21 protein-coding genes and 1 tRNA gene are annotated in these 22,094 nt (G+C 68.4%); 9 read left to right on the forward strand and 13 right to left on the reverse strand.

Features of this window, described 5'->3' with window-relative positions:
- Nucleotides 1-16 precede the first annotated feature (16 nt).
- Both C8K38_RS14040 and C8K38_RS14045 read right to left on the reverse strand, forming a co-directional pair.
- Nucleotides 17-559: a hypothetical protein gene (locus tag C8K38_RS14040; protein WP_143548473.1), complete on the reverse strand. Its 543-nt coding sequence runs from the start codon at nt 557-559 to the stop codon at nt 17-19.
- A gap of 43 nt (nt 560-602) precedes the next feature.
- The gene (locus C8K38_RS14045; RefSeq protein ID WP_097212340.1) at nt 603-1,985 is read right to left on the reverse strand and encodes a cystathionine beta-synthase; all 1,383 of its coding nucleotides are present in this window, start codon (nt 1,983-1,985) and stop codon (nt 603-605) included.
- Nucleotides 1,986-2,156: 171 nt separating this feature from the next.
- Here C8K38_RS14045 and C8K38_RS14050 point away from each other — a divergent pair, with 171 nt between their 5' ends.
- Nucleotides 2,157-3,215 (forward strand): SGNH/GDSL hydrolase family protein, encoded by a 1,059-nt coding sequence (locus C8K38_RS14050; RefSeq protein ID WP_097212416.1) that lies wholly within the window; start codon nt 2,157-2,159, stop codon nt 3,213-3,215.
- A 64-nt stretch (nt 3,216-3,279) separates the two neighbouring features.
- A complete protein-coding gene (locus C8K38_RS14055) occupies nt 3,280-4,497 on the forward strand; it encodes an acetyl-CoA C-acetyltransferase (RefSeq protein ID WP_097212339.1) in 1,218 nt (405 codons plus the stop codon).
- 76 nt (nt 4,498-4,573) lie between these two features.
- Here the strand turns inward: C8K38_RS14055 and C8K38_RS14060 are convergent, their stop codons facing one another.
- Nucleotides 4,574-5,443, reverse strand: coding sequence for a DUF559 domain-containing protein (locus C8K38_RS14060; RefSeq protein WP_097212415.1), 870 nt, complete (start codon nt 5,441-5,443; stop codon nt 4,574-4,576).
- Between the two features lie 158 nt (nt 5,444-5,601).
- Entirely contained in the window at nt 5,602-6,453 is an 852-nt protein-coding gene (locus tag C8K38_RS14065) for a Bax inhibitor-1/YccA family protein (RefSeq protein ID WP_097212338.1), read from the reverse strand.
- Between the two features lie 247 nt (nt 6,454-6,700).
- Between C8K38_RS14065 and C8K38_RS14070 the strand changes: the two genes are divergently transcribed.
- Nucleotides 6,701-7,042 carry a hypothetical protein gene (locus tag C8K38_RS14070; protein ID WP_097212337.1) on the forward strand — a complete coding sequence of 114 codons (342 nt, stop codon included), beginning with the start codon at nt 6,701-6,703 and terminating at the stop codon, nt 7,040-7,042.
- A 12-nt stretch (nt 7,043-7,054) separates the two neighbouring features.
- Here C8K38_RS14070 and C8K38_RS14075 read toward each other — a convergent pair whose 3' ends face one another.
- Nucleotides 7,055-8,191, reverse strand: a complete 1,137-nt coding sequence (locus tag C8K38_RS14075; RefSeq protein ID WP_257017518.1) for a methyltransferase — start codon at nt 8,189-8,191, stop codon at nt 7,055-7,057.
- 172 nt (nt 8,192-8,363) lie between these two features.
- Between C8K38_RS14075 and C8K38_RS14080 the strand changes: the two genes are divergently transcribed.
- Entirely contained in the window at nt 8,364-9,776 is a 1,413-nt protein-coding gene (locus C8K38_RS14080) for a WS/DGAT/MGAT family O-acyltransferase (protein ID WP_097212335.1), read from the forward strand.
- Nucleotides 9,777-9,864: 88 nt separating this feature from the next.
- Here C8K38_RS14080 and C8K38_RS14085 read toward each other — a convergent pair whose 3' ends face one another.
- A complete protein-coding gene (locus C8K38_RS14085; RefSeq protein WP_257017517.1) occupies nt 9,865-10,587 on the reverse strand; it encodes a M23 family metallopeptidase in 723 nt (240 codons plus the stop codon).
- A gap of 425 nt (nt 10,588-11,012) precedes the next feature.
- Here C8K38_RS14085 and C8K38_RS14090 point away from each other — a divergent pair, with 425 nt between their 5' ends.
- The 3 genes from C8K38_RS14090 to C8K38_RS14100 all read left to right on the forward strand — a co-directional run bounded on the left by C8K38_RS14090 (nt 11,013) and on the right by C8K38_RS14100 (nt 13,578).
- A complete protein-coding gene (locus C8K38_RS14090; protein ID WP_143548472.1) occupies nt 11,013-12,476 on the forward strand; it encodes a wax ester/triacylglycerol synthase domain-containing protein in 1,464 nt (487 codons plus the stop codon).
- A gap of 114 nt (nt 12,477-12,590) precedes the next feature.
- A complete protein-coding gene (locus C8K38_RS14095) occupies nt 12,591-12,857 on the forward strand; it encodes a hypothetical protein (protein WP_143548471.1) in 267 nt (88 codons plus the stop codon).
- A gap of 349 nt (nt 12,858-13,206) precedes the next feature.
- Nucleotides 13,207-13,578 (forward strand): hypothetical protein, encoded by a 372-nt coding sequence (locus C8K38_RS14100; protein ID WP_097212332.1) that lies wholly within the window; start codon nt 13,207-13,209, stop codon nt 13,576-13,578.
- Between the two features lie 10 nt (nt 13,579-13,588).
- Here the strand turns inward: C8K38_RS14100 and C8K38_RS14105 are convergent, their stop codons facing one another.
- A complete protein-coding gene (locus C8K38_RS14105; RefSeq protein ID WP_179800587.1) occupies nt 13,589-15,010 on the reverse strand; it encodes a DUF1254 domain-containing protein in 1,422 nt (473 codons plus the stop codon).
- A gap of 297 nt (nt 15,011-15,307) precedes the next feature.
- On the opposite strand from C8K38_RS14105, the gene C8K38_RS26895 reads away from it, so the two are divergent.
- Together C8K38_RS26895 and C8K38_RS14110 are read left to right on the forward strand one after the other, a co-directional pair.
- Nucleotides 15,308-15,571, forward strand: coding sequence for a hypothetical protein (locus C8K38_RS26895; protein ID WP_143548470.1), 264 nt, complete (start codon nt 15,308-15,310; stop codon nt 15,569-15,571).
- 296 nt (nt 15,572-15,867) lie between these two features.
- Entirely contained in the window at nt 15,868-16,920 is a 1,053-nt protein-coding gene (locus C8K38_RS14110; protein ID WP_097212331.1) for a hypothetical protein, read from the forward strand.
- 440 nt (nt 16,921-17,360) lie between these two features.
- Here C8K38_RS14110 and C8K38_RS14115 read toward each other — a convergent pair.
- From C8K38_RS14115 to C8K38_RS14140, 6 genes are all read right to left on the reverse strand, one after another.
- Nucleotides 17,361-17,434 (reverse strand) — tRNA-Leu (locus C8K38_RS14115).
- Between the two features lie 105 nt (nt 17,435-17,539).
- Nucleotides 17,540-18,484, reverse strand: coding sequence for a Ppx/GppA phosphatase family protein (locus C8K38_RS14120; protein ID WP_097212330.1), 945 nt, complete (start codon nt 18,482-18,484; stop codon nt 17,540-17,542).
- On the reverse strand, nt 18,481-19,038 hold the full coding sequence (locus C8K38_RS14125; protein WP_097212329.1) for a DUF501 domain-containing protein: 558 nt from the start codon (nt 19,036-19,038) through the stop codon (nt 18,481-18,483). Before C8K38_RS14125 ends, C8K38_RS14120 begins: the two co-directional genes overlap by 4 nt.
- The gene (locus tag C8K38_RS14130; RefSeq protein WP_097212328.1) at nt 19,035-19,772 is read right to left on the reverse strand and encodes a septum formation initiator family protein; all 738 of its coding nucleotides are present in this window, start codon (nt 19,770-19,772) and stop codon (nt 19,035-19,037) included. The genes C8K38_RS14125 and C8K38_RS14130 overlap by 4 nt, the downstream gene beginning before the upstream one ends.
- Before the next feature lie 22 nt (nt 19,773-19,794).
- Entirely contained in the window at nt 19,795-21,090 is a 1,296-nt protein-coding gene (gene eno / locus C8K38_RS14135; RefSeq protein ID WP_077042577.1) for a phosphopyruvate hydratase, read from the reverse strand.
- 102 nt (nt 21,091-21,192) lie between these two features.
- The gene (locus C8K38_RS14140; RefSeq protein ID WP_097212327.1) at nt 21,193-21,936 is read right to left on the reverse strand and encodes a lytic transglycosylase domain-containing protein; all 744 of its coding nucleotides are present in this window, start codon (nt 21,934-21,936) and stop codon (nt 21,193-21,195) included.
- Nucleotides 21,937-22,094: the final 158 nt, after the last annotated feature.

Raw genomic sequence — 22,094 nt, forward strand, 5'->3', positions numbered from 1 at the left:
TAAGCCTAGCGAGCCGCTATTCGGTCAGTAATCGGGCAACCGAGACCAGCGCGTCGATGTACTCCGATTCCGTGTATCCCTGGCTGCCGTGGCTGCCGGCATCGACACTGCGACCGGCCATCGTCAGCGTGTACACGGTGTCGTTGACCTTGATCACGAGCCCACCCAGCGCGTCGGCGCGCGGCTCGTCGACCACGCCGAGGCTCGTCTTCCCCCTGGAGGCCTCGAGCATCGCCTCGGTGAACCCGTTGGCCTTGACGCTGACGAAGAGATTGCGCTGGGTCCCGGTGAAGTCCCCGTCCGCCCACAGGCAGAGCGGGTCGGTGGAGCCCGGCAGCGTGCCCTGGTTGGCCAGCGGCATGCCGGCCACCAAGCCGCCCAACGCCCCGGCCATCGTGGCGCAGTCCGGCGCTTCGCCCGCGGACAGCGCCACCGCCGCACCGCCGTCCGAACCCTCTGACTCCGCGACCGGTGTCCCACTGGTCACCGTCGAACATCCGGACACCAGCACCGCGGTCGCCGCGGCGACCATCCCCACCCGAGATCTCATCTCCCCCATGCGGGGATCCTAACGGCACCCGGGCGGGGCGGCCCGGGTCGAGCTATCCCCCGGCGCTGAGGAATCCGAGCAGGTCGTGCCGGGTGATGACGCCGACGGGCTTGCCGTCGTCGACCACCATCAGCGCGTCCGAGTCGCCGAGCGCCTTGGTCGCGGCGGTCACCGGCTCGCCCGAGCCGATCAGCGGGAACGGAGGGCTCATGTGCTTGGCGACCGGATCGGCGAGTTGCGCCCGGCCCTCGAACACCGCCGAGAGCAGGTCCCGCTCGGTGACGCTGCCCGCGACCTCGCCCGCCATCACCGGCGGCTCGGCACCGACGACCGGCATCTGCGAGACGCCATACTCGCGCAGGATCTCGATCGCGTCGCGCAGCGTCTCCGACGGATGCGTGTGCACCAGGTCGGGCAGCTCGCCCGACTTGCCACGCAGCACGTCGCCGACGGTCGGCTCGTGGACCTTGCCGTCCAGCGGGGTGCGCAGGAAGCCGTACGAGGCCATCCACTTGTCGTTGAAGATCTTCGACAGGTAGCCGCGGCCGCCGTCGGGCAGCAGCACCACGATCACCGCGTCGGGCTCGCGCTCGGCGACCCGCAGCGCGGCCACCACGGCCATGCCGCAGGAGCCGCCGACCAGCAGGCCCTCCTCGCGGGCCAGGCGCCGCGTCATGTCGAAGGAGTCGGCATCGGAGACCGCAATGATCTCGTCGGGGACCGAGGGGTCGTAGGCGGTGGGCCAGAAGTCCTCGCCGACGCCCTCGACCAGGTACGGCCGTCCGGTGCCGCCCGAGTACACCGAGCCCTCAGGATCCGCGCCGATGACCTTGACCTTGCCGCCGGAGACCTCCTTGAGGTAGCGACCGGTGCCGGTGATCGTGCCGCCGGTGCCGACGCCCGCCACGAAGTGCGTGATCTTGCCCTCGGTGTCCCGCCAGATCTCGGGGCCCGTGGTCTCGTAGTGGCTCGCAGGCCCGCCCGGGTTGGAGTACTGGTTGGGCTTCCAGCCGCCGGGCAGCTCGCGGGCCAGGCGGTCGGAGACGTTGTAGTAGCTGTCCGGGTGCTCCGGTGCCACCGCGGTCGGGCACACCACGACCTCGGCGCCGTATGCCTTGAGGACGTTGCGCTTGTCCTCGCTGACCTTGTCCGGGCAGACGAAGACGCACTTGTAGCCGCGCTGCTGCGCGACCAGTGCCAGCCCGATGCCGGTGTTGCCCGACGTCGGCTCGACGATGGTCCCGCCGGGCTTCAGCTCGCCCGACGCCTCGGCGGCGTCGATCATCTTGACCGCGATCCGGTCCTTGGAGCTGCCGCCCGGGTTGAGGTACTCGATCTTGGCGGCCACCAGGCCCGAGCCGGGCTCGACCACCGAGTTCAGCTTGACCAGCGGAGTATTTCCGATGAGGTCGGTGACATGATCCGCGATGCGCATGCCTACATGGTCCCAGAGCGCGCGACGGGGGCAACACCAGGTCCCTTCTCGGGGGTCGCTCCGCCCGCTCCGATCTCGATGTCGGGTCCCCGAGCGCAGACCCCACGCGGCGCGGGCTTTCGCACTAGATTTGTGGCCGGTAGCACTCGCGACGAGCGGAGGGTGGATCCGGTGCCCACCAGCGGATGGAAAACGGCCGCGAAAGCAAGCGCGGCCGCGGTCGTCGCGGGGTCCTCGGCAGGCACCGCGTCGTGGGCGCTCTACAACTACCTGATGGGCCAGGCCACCGCCGCGCGCGGCGTGATCGGCCGCAACGTCGCCAAACCACCCGAGGCCGACGGCATCTACACGCCCGGGTGCGAGGCCCCCGAGCGCTGGCGCCTCGGCGCGGAGTTCGACATCCACCTGATGATCTTCGGCGACTCGACCGCGGCCGGGGTCGGCTGCGCGGTCCCGGACGAGGTGCCAGGGGTGCGGATCGCCCGCGGCCTCGCCGAGGAGACGGGCAAGCGGATCTGGTTGTCCACCAAGGCGATCGGCGGCGCCACCTCGAAGGGGCTCAAGGGTCAGGTCGATGCCATGTTCATCGCGGGCCCGCCACCGGACGCCGCGGTGATCCTGGTGGGCGCCAACGACGTCACCGCCAAGAACTCGATCCACTCGTCCGCCCGCAGGCTCGGCGACGCGGTGGCGCGGCTCCGCCAGGCCGGCGCGGTTGTGGTCGTCGGCACCTGTCCGGACCTGGGGGTGGTCACGGCGATCCCGCAGCCGCTGCGGTCGGTGGTTCGCGAGTGGGGCCACCGGCTGGCCCGCGCGCAGGCGGCGGCGGTGCTGCGGGCAGGCGGCCATCCCGTCGCCCTCGCAGACCTGCTCGCGCCGGAGTTCCTGGCCGCCCCGGACACCATGTTCTCCGCCGACCACTTCCATCCCTCCGCGGCCGGGTACGAGCTCGCGGCCCAGCAGTTGCTCCCCGTCCTCGCCAGCGCGCTCGGGGAATGGGAGGGCGGTCCGCTGCCCGAGCTGCCCGAGGTCTCCGAGGCCGCCGAGTCGCGCCGGATCTCCGCCCGGATCACCGAGGCCGCGAACCGCTTCCTGTGGCGCCGCGACACCGAGCGCCGGGCCAGCAGGGGCGAGCCGGGGGCCGATCAGGTGGCCCCGGAACCGACCTCCGGAGTGCTCAAGATCGTCGATGACCGACGGCGCCGTCAGCGCGCCGCGAGCGCCACGTAACGTCTGGGTCAAATCCACAGTGTGTGGCACCCACCATGCACCCCGATTACTGCAAGGAGTTCTCATGCCTGAGGCCGTCATTGTCTCCGCTGTACGTTCGCCCATCGGCCGGGCCGGCAAGGGTTCGCTCAAGGACATCCGTCCCGACGACCTGGCCGCCCAGATGGTGGCCGCGGCCCTCGCGAAGATCCCGGAGCTCGATCCCGCCGACATCGACGACCTGATGATGGGCTGTGGCCAGCCCGGCGGCCAGTCGGGCTACAACATCGCCAAGGTGGTCGCCACCGCGATCGGCTACGACTTCCTGCCCGGCGTCACCGTCAACCGCTACTGCTCCTCCTCGCTGCAGACCACCCGGATGGCGATGCACGCAATCCGCGCGGGCGAGGGCGACGTGTTCATCTCGGCGGGCGTCGAGTCCGTCTCGTCCTTCACCACCGGCACCGCCGACGGCTGGCCGAACACCAAGAACGCCCTGTACGCCGACGCCCAGGCGCGCACCGAGCTGGCCGCGCAGGGTGGCGTCGCGTGGAAGGACCCCCGCGAGGACGGCCTGACCCCCGACATCTACATCTCGATGGGCCAGACCGCCGAGAACGTCGCCTCGCTGACCGGCATCAGCCGTGAGGACCAGGACCGCTGGGGCGTCCGCAGCCAGAACCGCGCGGAGGAGGCCATCAACCGCGGCTTCTTCGCCAACGAGATCACCCCGGTCACCCTCGCCGACGGCACCGTCGTGTCCACCGACGACGGCCCGCGCGCAGGCACCAGCTACGACAAGATCAGCCAGCTCAAGCCGGTCTTCCGCCCCGACGGCACCGTCACCGCCGGTAACGCCTGCCCGCTCAACGACGGCGCGGCCGCGCTCGTCATCATGAGCGACACCAAGGCGAAGGCCCTCGGCCTGACCCCGCTGGCGCGCGTCGTCTCGACCGCCGCGACCGGCCTCTCCCCCGAGATCATGGGCCTCGGCCCGATCGAGGCCGTCAAGAAGGCCCTCGGCTACGCGAAGATGGCCACCTCGGACATCGACCTGTACGAGATCAACGAGGCGTTCGCGGTGCAGGTCATCGGCTCCGCCCGCGCGCTGAACCTGGACGAGGACAAGATCAACGTCTCCGGTGGCGCGATCGCCCTTGGCCACCCGTTCGGCATGACCGGTGCCCGCATCACCAACACCCTGCTCAACAACCTGCGTGAGCAGGACAAGACCTTCGGCGTCGAGACCATGTGCGTCGGCGGCGGCCAGGGCATGGCGATGGTGCTCGAGCGCCTCAGCTAGTCCTTCTGCACCACCGCGAACGGGCGGTTTCCTGAGCATCGGCCGAGAGGCCCGCGAGGAAACCGCCCGTTCGTCGTCATACCGGAGCCCCAGCCGCGCGGAGTTTGGCCCTCACCCGGCGGACCAGTTCATCCGGCCGGTTGTAGAGCAGCTCCGCACCGATCCGCACCACGGTCCAGCCCAGCGCCTCGATCCGCGCCGAGCGCTCGATGTCCCAGGCTCGCTGGCGGCGATCGGTCCAGTGGTGTTCTCCGTCGTACTCCACGAGGACCGACCACTCCCGCCAGCCCAGGTCCGCACACGCGAACCTCCATCCATCGTTCTCGACGATCGGGATCTGTGTTTCAGGCGGCGGCAGACCCGCGTCGACGATGGCCAGACGAGTATGGGTCTCGGGCGGCGAATCCGCCCCGGCGTCCACCTCGCCGAGGATCGAGCGCAACCGGACGAGTCCACGCGCCCGTGGGTGTTGCTCCGCGAGCCTTGTGACCTCGGCGGGTTTGAGTCCCGTCGCGTTGCAGAGGGCATCCAACGCGACGATCGCGGATACTCGCGACAAGCGCCTGCCCAGATCGAACCCAGCACGCGCTGCCGTGGCCACTCGAATGCCGTCGACGACGGTGATCTCGTCCGGTTCGAGTCGGCAATCGTGGACGATGAGCTTCCTCGTCGCCCGATGATGGCCCGGGCGGATCACCTCCGCAGGCTCGCTGGCGTCGATCCACCTGGACCCGTGCAGAGCAGCGGCGGAGAACCCTGTCAGGACCGCGTCGGGCCCGGCGAACAGCGATGCCGCGCGTGCGCGCAGGGCTGCGGTGATCTCCACACGCTTGCTGATGTAGGCGCCCTGGTAGAGGCGCACGAAATCGTGGTATAGCTGGTGTTCGGTGACCACCCCCGCCGCGATGGCGCTCGATCCCCGAAACGGTGCGTCGTCTGCCCCCATCGCCTCACCATGCCGCGTCGGCGAGGCACCGATCCCGGCGAACCGTCGACCTGTGGACAACCCGCGAATCGATTCCACAACGCCGAACGGGCGGTTTCCTGAACATCCGTCGAGTGACGGAGCAGGAAACCGCCCGTTCGTGGTCAGGCGTGCGGTGACTAGTCGCTGTTGAAGTAGCTCAGCAGTCGCAGGATCTCGACGTACAGCCACACCAGGGTGACGGTGAGGCCGAACGCGACGCCCCAGGCCGCCTTCTCCGGCGCCTGGGCGCGGATCAGCTGGTCGGCGGCGTCGAAATCCAGCAGGAAGCTGAACGCGGCGATGCCGATGCAGACGAGGCTGAAGACGATCGCGAGTCCGCCACCGTCACGGAGGCCGAGGCCACCCGGGGTGAAGAAGCTGGCGATCAGGTTGCCGAGCGAGAGCACCACGACACCGATCAGTGCGCCGATGATCATCCGGGTCAGCCGCGGGGTGACGCGGATGGCGCCGGTCTTGTAGACCACGAGCATGCCGAAGAACACGCCGAAGGTGCCGAGCACCGCCTGGGCGATGAGGGTGGAGCCGCCGGTGCCGCCGAACGTGATGTCGGTGAACATGAACGACAGCGCGCCAAGGAAGACGCCCTCCGCCGCGGCGTAGGCCAGCACGATCGCCGGGTTGTCCATCTTGCGGCCGAAGGTCGCGACCAGGACCAGGACCAGCCCGATGAGTCCGCCGCCGATCACGAACGGCGCCGCGAGGTCGACGTTCGAGTTGACGAGCACGTAGGAGATGATCGCCGCGACCGTCAGCACACCGAGCGTGATGCCCGTCTTGGTGACGACGTCGTCGATGGTCATGGCCCGCTGAGCAGGACCTGTCGTGTACGGCTCAGCCTGCGTGTACTGGGGCTGACCGAACTGCTGTGTCATCTGCCCCGCGCCTGCCGCGGCAGAACCGAACGAGGCGTATCCGCTGCCCTCCTGCTTGGGGAGGTTGCGGAACACCGGGTTACTGGTGGTGCGCACCGTGCGTGTCCCTTCTATAGGTGGATCCCTGGGGATCCTGCCGTGCCGCTGTGGCCCGACCGCGACGGGAAATCCCGTTCTGTTGGTAAAACGTCTCACATGTGACCGTAAGTTCCCAGCGCTTCGAACTTAAACAAGTCGCCAGCCGGAACAGTGGGGACTCTACCGGGCGCGGATCGCGCCCGCCCCGCACGAAAACGAGGTTCACCTGGCACGACATTGCACCCAAGGGTGGCATTATTGACTCATGAGCACCGAGGACGGCCCGGGCCAGACCCTCAACGCCAGCGAGTCGCTCGACTCGGACGAGGTCCGCAACGACGACGGCGATGATGTCGTCGACGCCCCCGATCACTGGAGCGAGGCCGATCGCTTCGGGACCACCGCGGCGGAGGCCGCCGCGGGCGAGACCCTCGACGAGCGGCTCGCCGAGGAAGAGCCCGACACCCCGCTCGACGACGACGGTCAGCAGCCGGGCGATCCCGAGTCCGTCGAGGCGGAGGTGGTCGACGGCGTCATCATCGAGGACCTCGGCATCACCCGCGACCAGTTCGACGGCGACCCGATCGGCGGCGGGCCCGTCAAGTAGCGGGCCGAGCCGTCACACGCCCTTGACCGACCGGGCGACGGTGAACTTCGGGTTCCGTCCGATCAGTTCGGTGGGGCCGACCGACTTCCTGAGCGCACCGCGGTATCCCAGGTGTGAGTTGTAGACGGTCCACAGCTCACCACCCTCGCGCAGCACCCGGCCCGCGCCGCGGAACATCGACAGCGCCGCCCCGGTATGGACGGCCGCACCCACGTGGAACGGCGGATTGCAGACGATCAGGTCGGCGGTGGCGTCGCCGAGGGTGGACATCACGTCGTCTCGCAGCGCGGTCACCCGGTCGCCGACCCCGTTCGCGTGCGCGGTCGCCGCCGTCGACGCGACAGCCGCGGCGGACTGATCGGTCGCGATCACCCGCAGGTCGGCACGGGAACGAGCCAAGGCCACGGCGAGAATCCCTGTGCCACAACCGAGGTCGACCGCCGATCGCGCATCCGGGTTCATCCGGGGCAGGTAGTCGAGCAGGAACCGGGTTCCGATGTCGAGCTTGGTGCCCGCGAAGGCGGCCCCGTGCGCGACCACCTCCATGTCGAGCTCGGCCAGGTGCTCGCGCAGCGGGTAGGTCGGCTCGGCGGGCGGATCGAGCGGGCCGCGGGCGACGAGCACCCGGGACTTCTGCCTGCCACGGGTGGCATGCACGTCGCCGAAGCTGCGGGCGAGCACCTCGTTCATCGCGGGGGTGATGTGCTTGTCGCGGCCGCCCGCGTAGATCACCACCTCCGGATCGGCATGCCGGGCGACGGCCTCGGCGATCTCGGCGAGGGCGGCCAGGCTGCGCGGCAGCTGGACCAGCACCACCCGCGCCCCCGAGAGCAGGGACTCGTCCAGCCCGCAGGACCGGTAGGCCTCGCTCAGTCCGGCTCGCGCGGCGTTGTGCGACAGCGCGAGCTCGCCGGTGATCGGGTCCTGGTGAACCCGGACGTCGGTGACGCCGAAGCCCGCGATCGTCCCAAGGGTGAGGGCGCCGTAGTGGTCGCCGATCACCGCCACCGTCCCGCTCGCCGCGCCCAGCAGCGACGGGCCCGCCTCGTCGAGGATCAGCCGATCCGCGCCGTCGACGGCGAACAGGTTCGGCGCCTCCACGTCGGGGAACCGACGCAGTCGGGACAGGACTTCTTCGGGGACCGGCACCGCTCGATTGTTCCAGGTCCCGGGCCCGACATGGACGAGCGACCACCTCGACCGTCCGTCCCATGACTGGACAAGTGACAAGTAGCGGGGCGATTCACGAACGGGTACAACAAATTCGACAGAAATCCACAATCCGACCGGGGCAGCGGTCGAGAACCCAGGAGGGCCGCCCATGCCGCTGTCTATGTCTCCCGCCGACTCGATGTGGCTGCTGGCGGAATCGCGCGAACACCCCATGCACGTTGGCGGGCTGCAGCTTTTCGAGCCGCCGGAGGGCGCCACCGCTTCCGATGTCCGCGCGGCATTCGATGCCGCTCTCGCGAAGGACACTGCGGCACAAAGGTTCCGCCAGAAGCCGACGCGCTCGTGGTCCTCATTCGGACAGTGGGCCTGGGAGGAGGACAGCGGGTTCGACCTCGGGTATCACGTGCGCCACGACGCCCTGCCGCAACCCGGCGGCATGCGTGAACTACTCGACCTGTGCTCACAACTGCACTCGGCACCCCTGGACCGTCACCGTCCACTGTGGGAGATGCACCTGATCGAGGGCATGAACGACGGCCGATTCGCGGTGTACACGAAGTTTCACCACGCGTTCGCCGACGGGGTCTCGGCGATGAGACTGCTGGCGCAGTCACTGAGCGAGGACCCGACGGACCGGGCGATCCCCGCCGTCTGGGACATGAAGGACCCGGAGCCGGCGTGCCCCGCATCGGAGGAACCGGCCGTCGAGACCAGCGACGGTGGCGGCGTCCTCGGACTGCCCGCCGCCGCGGTCCGCGGGGCCGCGTCACTGCTGGGAGGGGCGGCCGGGCTCGGCTCGGCGCTGGCGGGCACCGTGGTCCGCGCGCTCCGCGAGCAGGGCGGCTCTCTGTCCTTTGCCGCCCCGAACACCATCCTCAACGTGCCCATCGCCGGGGCACGGCGCTACGCCGCCCGGTCCTGGCCGATCGAGCGACTCCGCCTGATCGCCAAGGCGTCCGACGCCACCGTCAACGACGTGGTGCTCGCGATGTGCTCCGGCGGCCTGCGCACGTATCTGCAGTCGCGGGAGGCCCTGCCCGAGGTCCCGCTGATCGCCGCCGTGCCGGTGTCGCTTCGCGGCGGCCCCGACGAAAGCCAGGCGGGCAACTCGTTCGGCGTGCTGATGTGCAACCTCGCGACCCACTCCGCCGACGCGGCGCAGCGGCTCGAGACCGTGCGAACGTCGATGCTCGAGGGCAAGGAGTCGATGATCGGCATGAGTTCGTCGCAGATCCTCGCGGTGAGCGCGGCCGGAATGGTGCCTGCGGCGCTGCACGTGGTCGCGGGCAGCAGCGGGGCGGTCCGCCCGCCGTTCAACGTCGTGATCTCCAACGTTCCCGGCCCCCGCACACCGCTGTACTGGAACGGGGCCCGGCTCGACGGGCTGTATCCGATCGCGTTCCCGCAGGAGGGACAGGCCCTGAACATCACCTGCACCAGTTCCGACGACGCGATCGCGTTCGGGCTGACCGGCTGCAGGCGGGCATTGCCGGACCTCGAGGCGATCCTGGACCACCTCGACACCGAGCTAGAGGCACTCGAGACGGCCGTCGGCATCTGAGACGCCGAACGCGCGGGGCATGAGCATCGCCGTCTTCCGACAGCGTGCCCACGCCCCGCGCGTGGGGGTCTGAAGCCTGGTCCGGCGCCTAGGCGGCCGGGGCGCTGCCCCAGGTCACCGCGACACCGTTGGCCGCCAGCCACTCGCTCGGGTCCAGCTGGGCACCGTTCGCGTCCCACACCTCGAAGTGCAGGTGCGGTCCGGTGGACTGGCCGCGGTTGCCGACGGTCGCGATCTGCTGACCGGCCTCGACACGCTGGCCGACATTGACGGTGTACTCGTTGACGTGTCCGTAGACGGTGACGGTGCCGTCGTCGTGACGCACGCGGACCCACAGCCCGAAGCCGGAGGCCGGGCCCGCGGAGATGATCTCACCGTTGGCAGCGGACATGATCGGGGTGCCGAGGTTGGCGCCGATGTCGATGCCGCCGTGATGCGAGCCCCAGCGAGCGCCGTAGCCGGAGGTCATGTGGCCGTTGACGGGCTGCACGGTGCGCGCCTTGAGCGGTGCGACAGACCCGCCCGGGTTGAGCGCGCGCAGCTGGTCGTTGACCCACTGCTGCGCGCCGGTGATCTCGGGCAGCGGCGCCGGTGCGGCGGGGGCTCCCTGGGGCAGCAGTTCCTGCGGAAGCTGGAAGGGCACGGCGGCGAAGGCCTGGTGATCGATCGGCGCAGCGGTCGCGGTGGCGGATCCGAGCTGCATGCCGCCGACCAGGATCGCGCCGGTCGCGACGGCGACGGTTGCACCCTTCAGGCGACGGGCGGTGGTGATCGAGCTGGAACGATTGAACGTCCTGCGGAGAGTTCCCACAGTCTTTACCTCATCTTCGTTGGCTTCTTGGTCGCACCTTTTGGGCCGTGCAACCTCGGACCCCCACAACGAAGGTAACGAAACGATATCGATACGTCCACCGTGATCGAATCTTTATCTAAATACGATCTTGATCGACTGAACCCCGGCCGGGACGCCGCGCCGGGCACCCTGTCCGCCCGGCGCGGCGCGCCGCCCCACCTGCGACAAGTCCCTACTGCGATCCGGCGGACCGTCAAAAATGTGAGGTCAGGCGCGAAAATCCGAGCGAGACAGATTCAGTAACGACGAGATAACAAACCGGCCGGTTTTGCGTCGATCACGGAACCGACCCGCGCGAGACCCGACGGTTTCGAGCTCCCACAGGCGCCGAAAAACTAGTGGCCGACGTCACGTACCCGAGTCGGCCGATTGGAGTCGCGGGGGTGCTAAAGACAGCAACCGCCGAGCTGGACGGTACGTTCACCTGGGAATGGCGCTTCGGCCCTCGGGGGACATTGATGATGCAGGTCGATCCGCGCGACGCCGTGTTCGTGTACGTCGAGACACCGTCGGCCAATCAGACCTCCGTCTCGACATTTGCCTTCGACTCGGGTGAGCACCCCGAACCAGGCCGGGACGAGCTGCTGCGGTGGATCACGGAACGGGCCGACCGAATCGGCATCCTGCGCCAGCGCATGATCCGGATCCCCTTCGACCTCGACCACCCGTACTGGGCCGAGGACCCCGCGTTCGCGGCCGAGGACCACGTCGTCTTCCACGACGGGCGAGGCTGGGAGGAACTGCGGACGCTGCTGGCGGACATCCAGCGGCGGCCACTGAACCCCTCGCGACCCCTGTGGGAAATCCACATCGTCACCGGGGTCGCCGGGGTCGCCGAGATCCCGGGGGACGCCACCGTGGTGGCCATCAAGATGCACCATTCGATGGCGGACGGCGGCCTCGGCGCCAAGATCTCCCGGCAGCTGTTCACCGAGAACCTGCCGACCGATGAGCGCCCGGCCGCGGCGGCTGCGATTCCTTCCCGGTTCTCGATGGCCGCCGCCGCGGTTTCCTCTCTACCCCGAAACCTCTGCCTACTCGCAGGCCTTGTGCCCCGGGCGCGACGGGTCCAGCGACTGATGCGGGCGGAGCGCGCGCAGGGGATGTACGAGGTTCCCGCCGCGCTGCGCCCGCGCACTGTGCTGAATCAACCCCTCGGCCCGGAGCGCGTCTTCGACGCCGTGTTCTTCTCGGTCCCCGAGCTGCGGGCGATGCGGAGCGCGATCGGCGGTGTGACCGTCAACGACCTGATGCTCACTATCGTCGGCTCGACCATGCACAGATATCTGTGCGAGGTCGGCACCGCGCCGGAAGGATCGTTGGCTGCCGGGGTCCCGCTCTCGACCCGCAACGCCGCCGAGGCGACCTCCCGGAACCGGTTCGTCACCCTCGCCGTGGACCTGCACACCGACCTCCCCGACCTCGTCGAGCGCGCCCGGGCGATCCATCGCTCGGTGTTGATGGACACGGTGCGCAAGACCGGCCCCGGCGAGACGCAGTTCGACGCGCTCGCCAATTCGATCCCGGGATTCGTGGTGCGGAACGGTCTCCGCGTCCTCGGCGCGCTCCCCACCCGGCAGTCGTCGACCATCCGGCTCGCCAACACCCTGGTCACCAACGTGCCCAAGGGCCCAGCCGACATGGTGCTCTGCGGATCCACCGTCGCCGCGAACTTCGGGGTGGCCCCGCTCGTAGGCCTCGGCGGCGTGGTGCATTCGATCAGCTCGGTGGGTGATTCGCTGGCGGTCAACATCACCGCAGACCCGCGGCAGCTGCGCGACGACGGTCGCTACGTCGAGTTGCTGCGCGAATCCTTCGAGGACCTGAAGGCCGCCATCTACCCGTGAACCGGCCGCCGACGGACCTCTCAACCGGACGCGTCGAACCCGTGGAGGTCGGCCGAATCTCGCTCTGAAGTGCGACGCTTGCCAGCTTCTGCTCGCGTCGCCACAATGGCCGCGGTGCGCGCAAGAATCGCTGACCCCGCCTATCAGTGGGCAGCCCTCGAGTCCTGGATCCTCGACTGGGAAGTATCGGTGGACCCCGATGCGGTCGTGCTCGGGAAGTGGGAGGTCGGCCTAGCCGCGTCGGCGACCCGTATCGACAAAGGCGTGGTGTGGTGCCCGCGCAGGGGCGTCGTGATCACTCCCACCGGGTACTCGGACAAACGGGTCACCGATCTGCTGCGCCAGTCCACTGCCGCCTTCGCCGGCATCGACGAGTCCTGAGCCGACACCCTCCGGGCGACGGGCCTTCTTTGTGCCAACTCACGTAGCGCGAGAACGTGTTTCACCTCGGTGGAAACCAAGCGTTCCATTGGTGGCCAACACGTGTGACGTGGCATACCTTTGGCTCCGCCGCCTCAACCGGAGGCACGCCAACGAGGGAGAACCGTCGCCAATGGCATCGCACGCAGCACCCCGCATCAGGTCGGCCGCAATTCGAGCCGCGGCAGCGGCCGCCCTCGCTACCGGCTTGGTGGCCGCCGCCCTCAAGAGGTACGGCCTCCCCGCCATGCGCTGATTTCCACAGCGGTTGTCCACAGCCAGCCCGATGCGACGCCGATACGATCGAACCGTGCTCGGGATACCCATGGCGGTGGCCCGATTCAACTACCGGTTCGCGCGCCTTCCGTTTCAGCTGGTCGAGGACATCGGCGCAACAAGGCTCGACGAAGGCGCGGCGGTGAGACTGGGGTACGAGCGAATGCTCATCTATTGCGACCGTGCCGCCGCGTATCTACTGCATGACGAGTCCGCCGCCATGCGGGCCCGCGATCTGCGCGAACAAACGAACCCGGCCAGGATCGCCCTGGAGCTCGAGAAACGTCAGGCCGAGCAGCGGGAGCAGGGCGAGGACGTGGACGAGGTGCAGCTCCTCCGCGGGCACCGCGCCAAGTTCCTACACCGCCACCAGGCCTACCGAGGCGAGACGCCACCGAGCTCCTGACGGGCGATCCTCAGCTTGCTTCTTCGATCTCGCCGGGCTGCCAGGCCTTGTCGAACCACGGCTGTAGGGGGCCGTAGAGTCGAAGGATCGGCCACCAGCTCTTGCCGGGGACGGTTCGGATCCAGTTCGCTTCCTTGCCCGCAGGCGCGGTCGGCCCGAACCACAGCACGATCGACCCGTCGTTCTCCTCCTGCACGGTGCCGCTGAGGCTCATCACGCTCGGGTGGGGGTTGTCCGTCTGGAGGAGCGACCGCGTCTGGGTGTCATAAACGTCGACCGACCAGAAGTTCTTTGCCGGCGGGTTCGGTGGCAACACGAGGCGGTAGGTCTTGGCGCCGTCGAGCAGGCGCCCCTGCGAGTCCTCGGCGGTGTAGGTGTATGCGGAACCGGCGCCGACCTGCGCGTGGGCCATCGCCGGCGTGATGACGGTGGCGACGTAGTGAAACAGGGTGCGGGCGTCGAGCAGGCGCGCATGCTCGTGCAGGAATTCGTAACTGCCGCCGACGAACCCGTCCTTCCAGGACGCGCCTTCGAAGGTGAAGTTCTCCGTGCCGCGCGGGAAGTACGCGAGCGCCCGGCTGATGCCCGCGGCGGTCTTCGCCGCCGAGTCGAGGATTTTCTTCAGCCGGTCGTCCGGTTCAAACGGTCGTCCGTGCTTGATGCCGATCCCGGCGAGCTGCCCCGCCCGCTCGGGGTCGAGCGAGCCGGGCGGCTCCTCCTGGATCAGTTCGTCGACCTCGCCGAAGAAGGAGATGTCGTTCGAGTGGACGGTGTTGAACACTTCGTCCGCAATGTTGACGAACGTCATCTCGGGCGGATTGGCCGACTCGGAGAGCCGGTAGACACGGGACTGCTTGACCGCCTCGATCCCGTCGAGTGCGCGGAAGACCACCCAGTTGGTGAAAGTAGGTGTGCGACAGACGAAGTAGCCTTCAGGCTCGTCGCCGGTGTAGCCGGGCGGGAGGAACAGGTACTTTCCGCCCTGCCCCTTGTCCGGTCCGGCGATGCCCATGTCCGTCACGTATCGGAACCAGAAGTCGTCGACGACGCACAGGGAGTTCGTCGGCGGCTCGATGACCACCGGCCCGTCGTGCAGGTCGATGAACATCGTCCCGTACGCGGTCGAGGTGTTCGGGGTCAGGAAGTAGCTCCCCGAGTTGGCCCGGGGGTCGGTGACGCCGAGGACGTTGAGCCCGTCGATCCCGATACTGCGGAATCCGCGCCTCATCGCCACCAGAGACGCTCCTGGCACGGCATTGAGGAAGGCGTCGATGCCTCGGACGAAGTCCAGTCCGTCGTACAGCTTGCGGGTCGACTCGGGTAGCGGTACGCCGTCGAAGAACTCGAATGCGCCGAGCGGTGTCTCCACGCGGTCCGGGACACCGATCCCGGCCAACGCTGCAGTCAGTTCAACGGATCCGGAACCATCCATGCCGTTTCTCTCCTCTATTCGAGTGATCGAGGAGTTCAGATTTTCTCGGATGTGCCACCGACACCTCATCCGGCATGGGTGAAACCCGGATGGGAGGCCCATCTGCCAATCTGGAGAACCGTCCAGTTTTGTACGCGCGAGTAACGACTTGCTCCGTCTACGGTGAGTTCGCGCCACCATCCCTCGATGAGTGGCGTAGGCCCCGTCGACAAAGCCCCCTGCGTCGGCGGGGCCGCCTGTTCATCCCGCCAGAACTCCCATCGCTGACGGGCGCACGCAGTCCCGAGGAGAAGGCGCATGAAGATTCCGGTGTGGATCGGCACACCCGTGGTGCTGGCATTGGCGACGACTGACGCAGTCTTGGACCTCCAGACCCGCGCCGTTGGCGCGTTGACGCGAGCCGTGATGCGCCGAATGTTCATCGGCATCCCCATCGAAGCGCCGCCCGACGGGCGAGAAGGACGACATCCGCCGGTCGGCGTAGCGCCGCACGGCTTGATCAGCCCGTCCACCTGTCACGCTGCGGCTGCCGCCCAGAGCACGGCGGGATCCTTATCGTGACGCCGCACTCCCGGCAGAAGTGCGTTCGATGTCCGCCCCGGCGAGCTCCTGCGCACCCGCACTGTTCCCAGCCGACAAGGCAGCGCCGCGGCCCGAGGCGGTGACCGTTCGGGCAGTGGGTCGGCGCGGGCTCGACGTGCACAGCCATGCCTTCAGGCTAGATTTATTCGCACATATATTCGAACATCCCGGGTGCTTCGGTCAGATTCTCCGGGTAAAGAATTCGCCTCCCAAAACAGACCGAGCGGTATAGCGTGAGCGCATTTGCCAGTTCGCTACCACGATTTGGAGAGTGCATGAAACGCGCGACCCGGTATATCACCGGCCTGCTCACCGCATCCACGTTGATGGTCGGCCTCGGAGCGGGCACCGCCCAGGCGGAACAGAAGCCGCCCTGGACTCCGCCGGGGGACAAGGTCGCCGCCCCTGCCGTTCCGCCCGCAAAGACAGTCTCAGCCAGCATGAGACTCGCATTCGACGACTACAAGAATTGGGGCGGCTCGTGCACCCTCGGTGCGGTCGGCACCGACTCCGCGGGACGCAAGGTCGGCATCACCGCCGGACACTGCAACCCGACCCACGGAACGAACCATCCGCTGAACCTGAACAAGTTAGACGAGCACGGTTTCAACCCGTACCCCGGTGTTGAGAAGCAGACTGAGGTCCTCGACAACAACCACCCAGTTTGGGACTGGCGTGACGTCGCAGCCGGGCCCATCGGCTGGATCCGCTACGTATCGAACGACGACCCCGATGACACCAAGGTCAACATCGGAACGCTCGACTACATGGTGATCGAATTCGCCAACAACGTCACGCTCTCCAGCCAGGTGATGACGGCTCCCAAGTATGGGAACAATGAGGACGGCACCCCCTTCAGTATTCGATTTGCCAGGGACCCGAGTCCCACGATCCTTGTTCCTTCGCAGCCCTGGTACAAGATGAACCAGATCTACTCCGATGCAGCGGGAAACCCGTCGGTTATGCCTCCTACGGGGTTGTTTGGGCGCTGGATCTGCAATGCCGGTTCCATCACCTCCCAGCAGTTCGCACAAAATAACGATCCCACCGGGGTCGCATGCGGTCACATTTGGTACAACGAGAACAACTGGAACTACACGGGGGCCGAGACTATTCAGGGGGACTCCGGTGGTCCCGCCAACCCGATGGGCCAGAGCAACAAATGGGCTGGAATCGTCTCATGGATGGTGGGCACGGCGCCGTCAGGTCCCGCCGTGGGTTACCACGTCTACACCTCCCCCAAAGCGATTCTCGACGACCTGAACCCGCGCCGAAATGCTGCGAACCAGCCCATCACCGGTAGTGGCTTCACGATCACCAACAACTAGTCCCTCACCAACAAAACGCCCCCACCCGAGATCGAGTGGGGGCGTTTCTGTTCCAAGTGCCCACAGCACTGCAGCAACCCAACTCCTCGACTGGGTTCATCCAGGTTTGGGACGGCCGGGCCGTGACGCGCGGTTCCCTATCCGATGCGCCGGATCTTGATCCGCGTATCCGTGCCCGAGGCGAGGAGGCGTGTGCCGCCCGAACTGGTGTCGATGAAGACTGAAACAGGATCGACGCGGTGTCGGCGCCAAGACCGTCCAGTGGATGCTCGACCACTCGTCAGCAGCCATGACGCTGGACGTATACGCAGATCTGTTCGATAACGACCTCGAGAACGGTGGCGAAACGCCTCGATGAGTATGTGGGCAAAGGTGCGATAACTTCTCAAGTCTCGGCAGGGAAACAACTCTGCCCTGAGGCTCTGACTACAAACACACAGTGCCCCCAGTCGGACTCGAACCGACACTCGGCGGATTTTAAGTCCGCTGCCTCTGCCAATTGGGCTATGGGGGCCGCGGCGCCGACATCGCGACAGCCACTACCGGTCCGACCGCGGAAACGGTCGAACTGGACACGTGGATGCTAGCTTGCCCGCGGCGACGATTTGCCGGATCGGAGCTACAGGATCGAGAGCGCGATCCCGTCGAGGATGTCGTGCTCGCTGACCACCAGTTCGGTGATCCCCGCCCGGCGCGCGAGCTCCTCGGCCAGGACGTCGGAGACGATCGCTCCCCCACCGATCACGTCGACCCGACCCGGGTGCATCGGCCCGAGGGCGGCGCGCTGGTCGTGGGTCATGTGCACGAGCGAATCGTTCACCTCGTGCAGTCGCGGCAGCGTCATCCGCGACAGGTGCACCTTCTCGGCGTCGTAGTGCGGCAGTTCCAGTGAGACCGCGGCGATGGTCGTCATCGTGCCCGCCACGCCGACCCAGGTGTGTGCCTGCTCCACCGGCACCACATCGAAGGCCTCGGTCAGCTTCGCCAACGCGAACTCGCGCGCCTGCGCGATCTGCTCGGCCGTCGGCGGGTCGTCGTGCAGGCAGCGCTCGGTGATCCGCACGCAGCCGATGTCGGTCGAGTGCGCCGCGTGCACCCCGCCGCCGTCACCGAGGACCACCTCGGTGGATCCGCCGCCGAGATCGACGACAACGAAAGGTCCTGCGGCAGGGTCGAGTTCGCCGACGGCGCCCGCGAAGGACAGCCGTGCCTCCTCGTCCCCGGAGATCACCTCCGCCTCCGCCCCCTCGATCACGGCACCGAGGACCTCCCTGGTCATCGCGAAGAAGTCCTCGCGGTTGGAGGCGTCCCTTGTCGCCGACGTCGCGACCATCCGGACCGCGGTGGCGCCGGTCTCGCGGATCATGTCCGCGTACTCCTGCAGCGCGACCCGGGTGCGTTCGATGGCCTCGGGCGCGAACGCGCCGGTGGCGTCGACACCCTGCCCGAGGCGCACGACCCGCATCTCGCGGCGGACGTCGTGCAGGTGTCCCTCCGCGTCGGCGTCCGCGATCAGCAGGCGGATCGAGTTGGTGCCACAGTCGACAGCAGCGACCCTGGTCATTCGTCGTTCCCGGTCTCGCCGGGTCCCTGGTAGACCGGCCAGTCCGCCGGGATGGCGGTGCCGCGCAGCTTGCCCTGCGCGGCCAGCGCGACCGACTCGTCGCCGAGCGGGTTGAGCCCCGGTCCCTTCGCCAGCGAATGCGCCATCAGCACGTGCAGGCACTTGACCCGGTCGGGCATGCCGCCGCCGGTGAAATCGGTTCCGAGCGAATCGATCTCGTTCCGCTCGGCGAGGTAGGACTCGTGCGCACGGAGGTAGGCCTGCGCCAGCTCCGGATCGCGCTCGAGGCGCTCGGTCATCTCGCGCATCACCCCGGCCGACTCCTGCCGGCTCGCCTCGGCGGTGAGACGCGGATCGGTCAGGTAGTACAGCGTGGGGAACGGCGTGCCGTCCGGCAGCCGGGGCGCGGTCTTGACGACACCTGGCGTGCCGTCCGGTGCCCGGTAGGCGATGGCGAGCACGCCGCGCGGATCGCGGCCGAGCTGCGCGGCCACGGCGGCCAGGTCGTCCTGGGATACCGCGGGGCGGGAAGTGCTGTCAGCCGAATCGGTCACCCGACGGGCCCTCCTTGATCATGAGGAATGGTCATCGAACCCGCGCCGGTCGAATCCGGTGCGGGCGGTGGCGGTCCCGGGACGGGCGGCGCTGGCGTCGCGCTGGGCTCCGGCTGCGGCTCCACGATGGGACGCCACAGGTCGGTGTACCAGGGATCCCCTGTCCGCTTGCGCTCGCTGAGCTGCTCGGGCCTGGTCGCCACCTCGCCGGGGAGCTGCACCTGGAACGGCGTCTCGCCCGGCTTGACGTACTGCAGCCGCTCCCTGGCCTCGGCGGAGATGTACGCGGGGTCGTCGTTCTGCTGCTTCTGCCGGGTCAGCTGCTTGAGGTCTTCCTCGAGTTCCTTCTGCTGCGCGGCAACCCGATCCGCCTCGCTGCGCTGGGTGAGGTAGTTGCGCAGCGGGACGGCCAGGGTGAGCGCGAGGGCGCAGACCACCACCGCCAGCATCACCGCCTTGCCGGTGGAGAGCCCGAGGATGGTGCGTTCGGGCTTGTCCTCGCCCGAGGAGCCGGCGCGCGAACCCCGTGCGCGGATGGGCTTCTCGCTGGACGACTCGGGCTCGAACTCCGGTGCGGGCTTCCCGCCCGCAGCGGGGCCGGAGCCTGGAGCCGACGCGGTAGGTCCGGTCGTACGGCCGCGCGACGGACGCCGCGCAGCCGACTCGTCGCGGGTGCGACGGGAGTCCCGACCGGCCGGGCTGCCGCCCGGACGTGACCTACCGCGTTGGCTCATAGGCTCAGTACCGCTTCCGTTCTCAGCTCGCCGAGCCGTCGAAGGAGAAGCGCGGGAACGCGAGCTCGCCTGCGTAGCGGGCCGCGTCGCCGAGGGCCTCCTCGATGCGGAGGAGCTGGTTGTACTTCGCGACGCGCTCGCTGCGGGCGGGGGCGCCGGTCTTGATCTGGCCGCTGCCGACGGCGACGGCGAGGTCGGCGATGGTGGTGTCCTCGGTCTCGCCCGAGCGGTGGCTCATCATCGTCTTGTAGCCGTTGCGGTGCGCCAGGTCGACGGCGTCCAGGGTCTCGGTCAGCGTGCCGATCTGGTTGACCTTGACCAGCAGCGCGTTCGCGGCGCCCTTGACGATGCCCTCTTCGAGGCGATCCGGGTTGGTGACGAACAGGTCGTCGCCGACGAGCTGGACCTTGTCACCGATCTGCTCGGTGAGCGCGACCCAGCCCTCCCAGTCGTCCTCGTCCAGCGGGTCCTCGATGGAGACCAGCGGGTACGCGGCGATCAGCTCGGCGTAGAAGGCCGACATCTCGGCGGCGGTGCGGATCTTGCCCTCGAACTTGTAGCCGGTGCCCTTGGTGTAGAACTCGGTCGCCGCGACGTCGAGCGCCAGCGCGACGTCGGTGCCCAGGTTCAGGCCCGTCTTGGCGATGGCCTCGATGATCAGGTCGAGTGCTTCCTTGGTGCCCGCGACGTCGGGGGCGAAGCCGCCCTCGTCACCGAGGCCGGTGGACAGGCCCTTGGCCTTGAGGACCGACTTGAGCGAGTGGTACACCTCGGTGCCCCAGCGCAGCGACTCCTTGAAGGTGGCGGCGCCGATCGGCGCGACCATGAACTCCTGGACGTCGACGCCGGTGTCAGCGTGCGCGCCACCGTTGAGGATGTTCATCATCGGGACGGGCAGGACGTGCGCGTTCGGGCCGCCGACGTAGCGGAAGAGCTCCAGGCCGGAGGACTCGGCGCCCGCGCGGGCGACGGCCAGCGACGCGCCGAGCAGGGCGTTGGCTCCGAGTCGGGACTTGTCCGGGGTGCCGTCGAGGTCCAGCAGCGCCTGGTCGACCACGCGCTGCTCGGTGGCGTCGATGCCGATGATGGCCGGGGCGATCTCGCCGAGCACGGCCTCGACGGCCTTCTCGACGCCCTTGCCGCCGTAGCGGTCGCCACCGTCACGCAGCTCCACGGCCTCGTGCTCGCCGGTGGAGGCACCCGAGGGCACCGCGGCGCGCGCGAAGCTGCCGTCGTCGAGCAGCACCTCGACCTCCACCGTGGGGTTTCCCCGGGAATCGAGGATCTCGCGAGCTCCGACCTGCTCAATGATGGCCACGGATGGTTCTCCTTTTGGCGGCGTTTCCAGTAGACGATTTCGCTACATAGTGCCAGGTCTGAGCCTAACGGCAGCAACCGGCCGTGTCGTCGCGCCGCGCGGTCACGGCCGGGTCCCCACCGAATACGCGGCCGCGCGGTCGCGAACGTCGGTCAGGTACTCGCCGGACAGGTTGTATGCCATCAGCGACCGGCGCCAGCCCTCCTCGGAGGTCAGGTCGCCGCCCCTGGCGCAGAGATACCGCGCCGCCGTCAGCGCCGCGTCGTCGATGTTGTCCGGATTCGCCACCCCGTCGCCGTTGGCGTCGACGCCCCACCGCTTCCATGTCTCCGGGATGAACTGCAGCGGGCCCATCGCGCGGTCGTGCACGGGGTCGCCGTCCATCGCGCCGCCGTCGGTGTCCGCGATCTCGGCGACGCCCGGTCCCCCGTCCAGCGGTATCCCCCGGATCTGCGGGCTGACGTCGCCGGTCGGCGCGACGGATGAACCGCGATAGGTGCCGTGCCTGCTCTCGACGCTCGCGATACCCGCCAGCGTCGTCCAGCCGATGCCACACTCGGGCCGGCTCTGCGCCATCACCGCGGCCGCGTAGCCGTAGGCCTCGAGCGCGGTGACCGAGATGCCGAGCGCATCGGTCTGGTCGGCGGCCCAGTCCCGCAACTGATCGGCGGTCCGACCGGGCGCGTCGATGTCGATCGGGGGCACGGGCGCACCGGGGCCCGGCGGAATGCCCTGCGGGATGGCGATCTTCGGCTCACCCGCACATCCGGCGAGGATCGCGGCGCCGAGCACGGTCCCGACAACGCACCCGAGCAGTCGTCGACGTCGTGTGGTCACCGCGTCCATGATCCACGTGAATCACGGACGGGCGGCAATCCGGGCAATTCGGACGGGCCGCCGCCTCGACCGGGGCGCACATCTGGTAAGTGCTACCTTAGTTCGGTTCAAGAGAAGGTTCGCCTTGCCTATGTCCGGGCTGCGGACGTGCACAGATGAGGAGCCCC

This window comes from Rhodococcus sp. OK611 (genome assembly GCF_003050885.1).
Classification (GTDB): domain Bacteria; phylum Actinomycetota; class Actinomycetes; order Mycobacteriales; family Mycobacteriaceae; genus Rhodococcus_G; species Rhodococcus_G oryzae.

What these genes read in the sequence shown, in the direction of transcription:
- C8K38_RS14055 (WP_097212339.1), top strand. Translation starts at nt 3,280, where the DNA reads ATGCCTGAGGCCGTCATTGTCTCCGCTGTACGTTCGCCCATCGGCCGG.
- C8K38_RS14045 (WP_097212340.1), bottom strand. Translation starts at nt 1,985, where the DNA reads ATGCGCATCGCGGATCATGTCACCGACCTCATCGGAAATACTCCGCTG.
- C8K38_RS14110 (WP_097212331.1), top strand. Translation starts at nt 15,868, where the DNA reads ATGAAACGCGCGACCCGGTATATCACCGGCCTGCTCACCGCATCCACG.
- C8K38_RS14140 (WP_097212327.1), bottom strand. Translation starts at nt 21,936, where the DNA reads ATGGACGCGGTGACCACACGACGTCGACGACTGCTCGGGTGCGTTGTC.
- C8K38_RS26895 (WP_143548470.1), top strand. Translation starts at nt 15,308, where the DNA reads ATGAAGATTCCGGTGTGGATCGGCACACCCGTGGTGCTGGCATTGGCG.
- C8K38_RS14130 (WP_097212328.1), bottom strand. Translation starts at nt 19,772, where the DNA reads ATGAGCCAACGCGGTAGGTCACGTCCGGGCGGCAGCCCGGCCGGTCGG.
- C8K38_RS14105 (WP_179800587.1), bottom strand. Translation starts at nt 15,010, where the DNA reads ATGGATGGTTCCGGATCCGTTGAACTGACTGCAGCGTTGGCCGGGATC.
- C8K38_RS14080 (WP_097212335.1), top strand. Translation starts at nt 8,364, where the DNA reads ATGCCGCTGTCTATGTCTCCCGCCGACTCGATGTGGCTGCTGGCGGAA.
- C8K38_RS14120 (WP_097212330.1), bottom strand. Translation starts at nt 18,484, where the DNA reads ATGACCAGGGTCGCTGCTGTCGACTGTGGCACCAACTCGATCCGCCTG.
- C8K38_RS14040 (WP_143548473.1), bottom strand. Translation starts at nt 559, where the DNA reads ATGGGGGAGATGAGATCTCGGGTGGGGATGGTCGCCGCGGCGACCGCG.
- C8K38_RS14070 (WP_097212337.1), top strand. Translation starts at nt 6,701, where the DNA reads ATGAGCACCGAGGACGGCCCGGGCCAGACCCTCAACGCCAGCGAGTCG.
- C8K38_RS14060 (WP_097212415.1), bottom strand. Translation starts at nt 5,443, where the DNA reads ATGGGGGCAGACGACGCACCGTTTCGGGGATCGAGCGCCATCGCGGCG.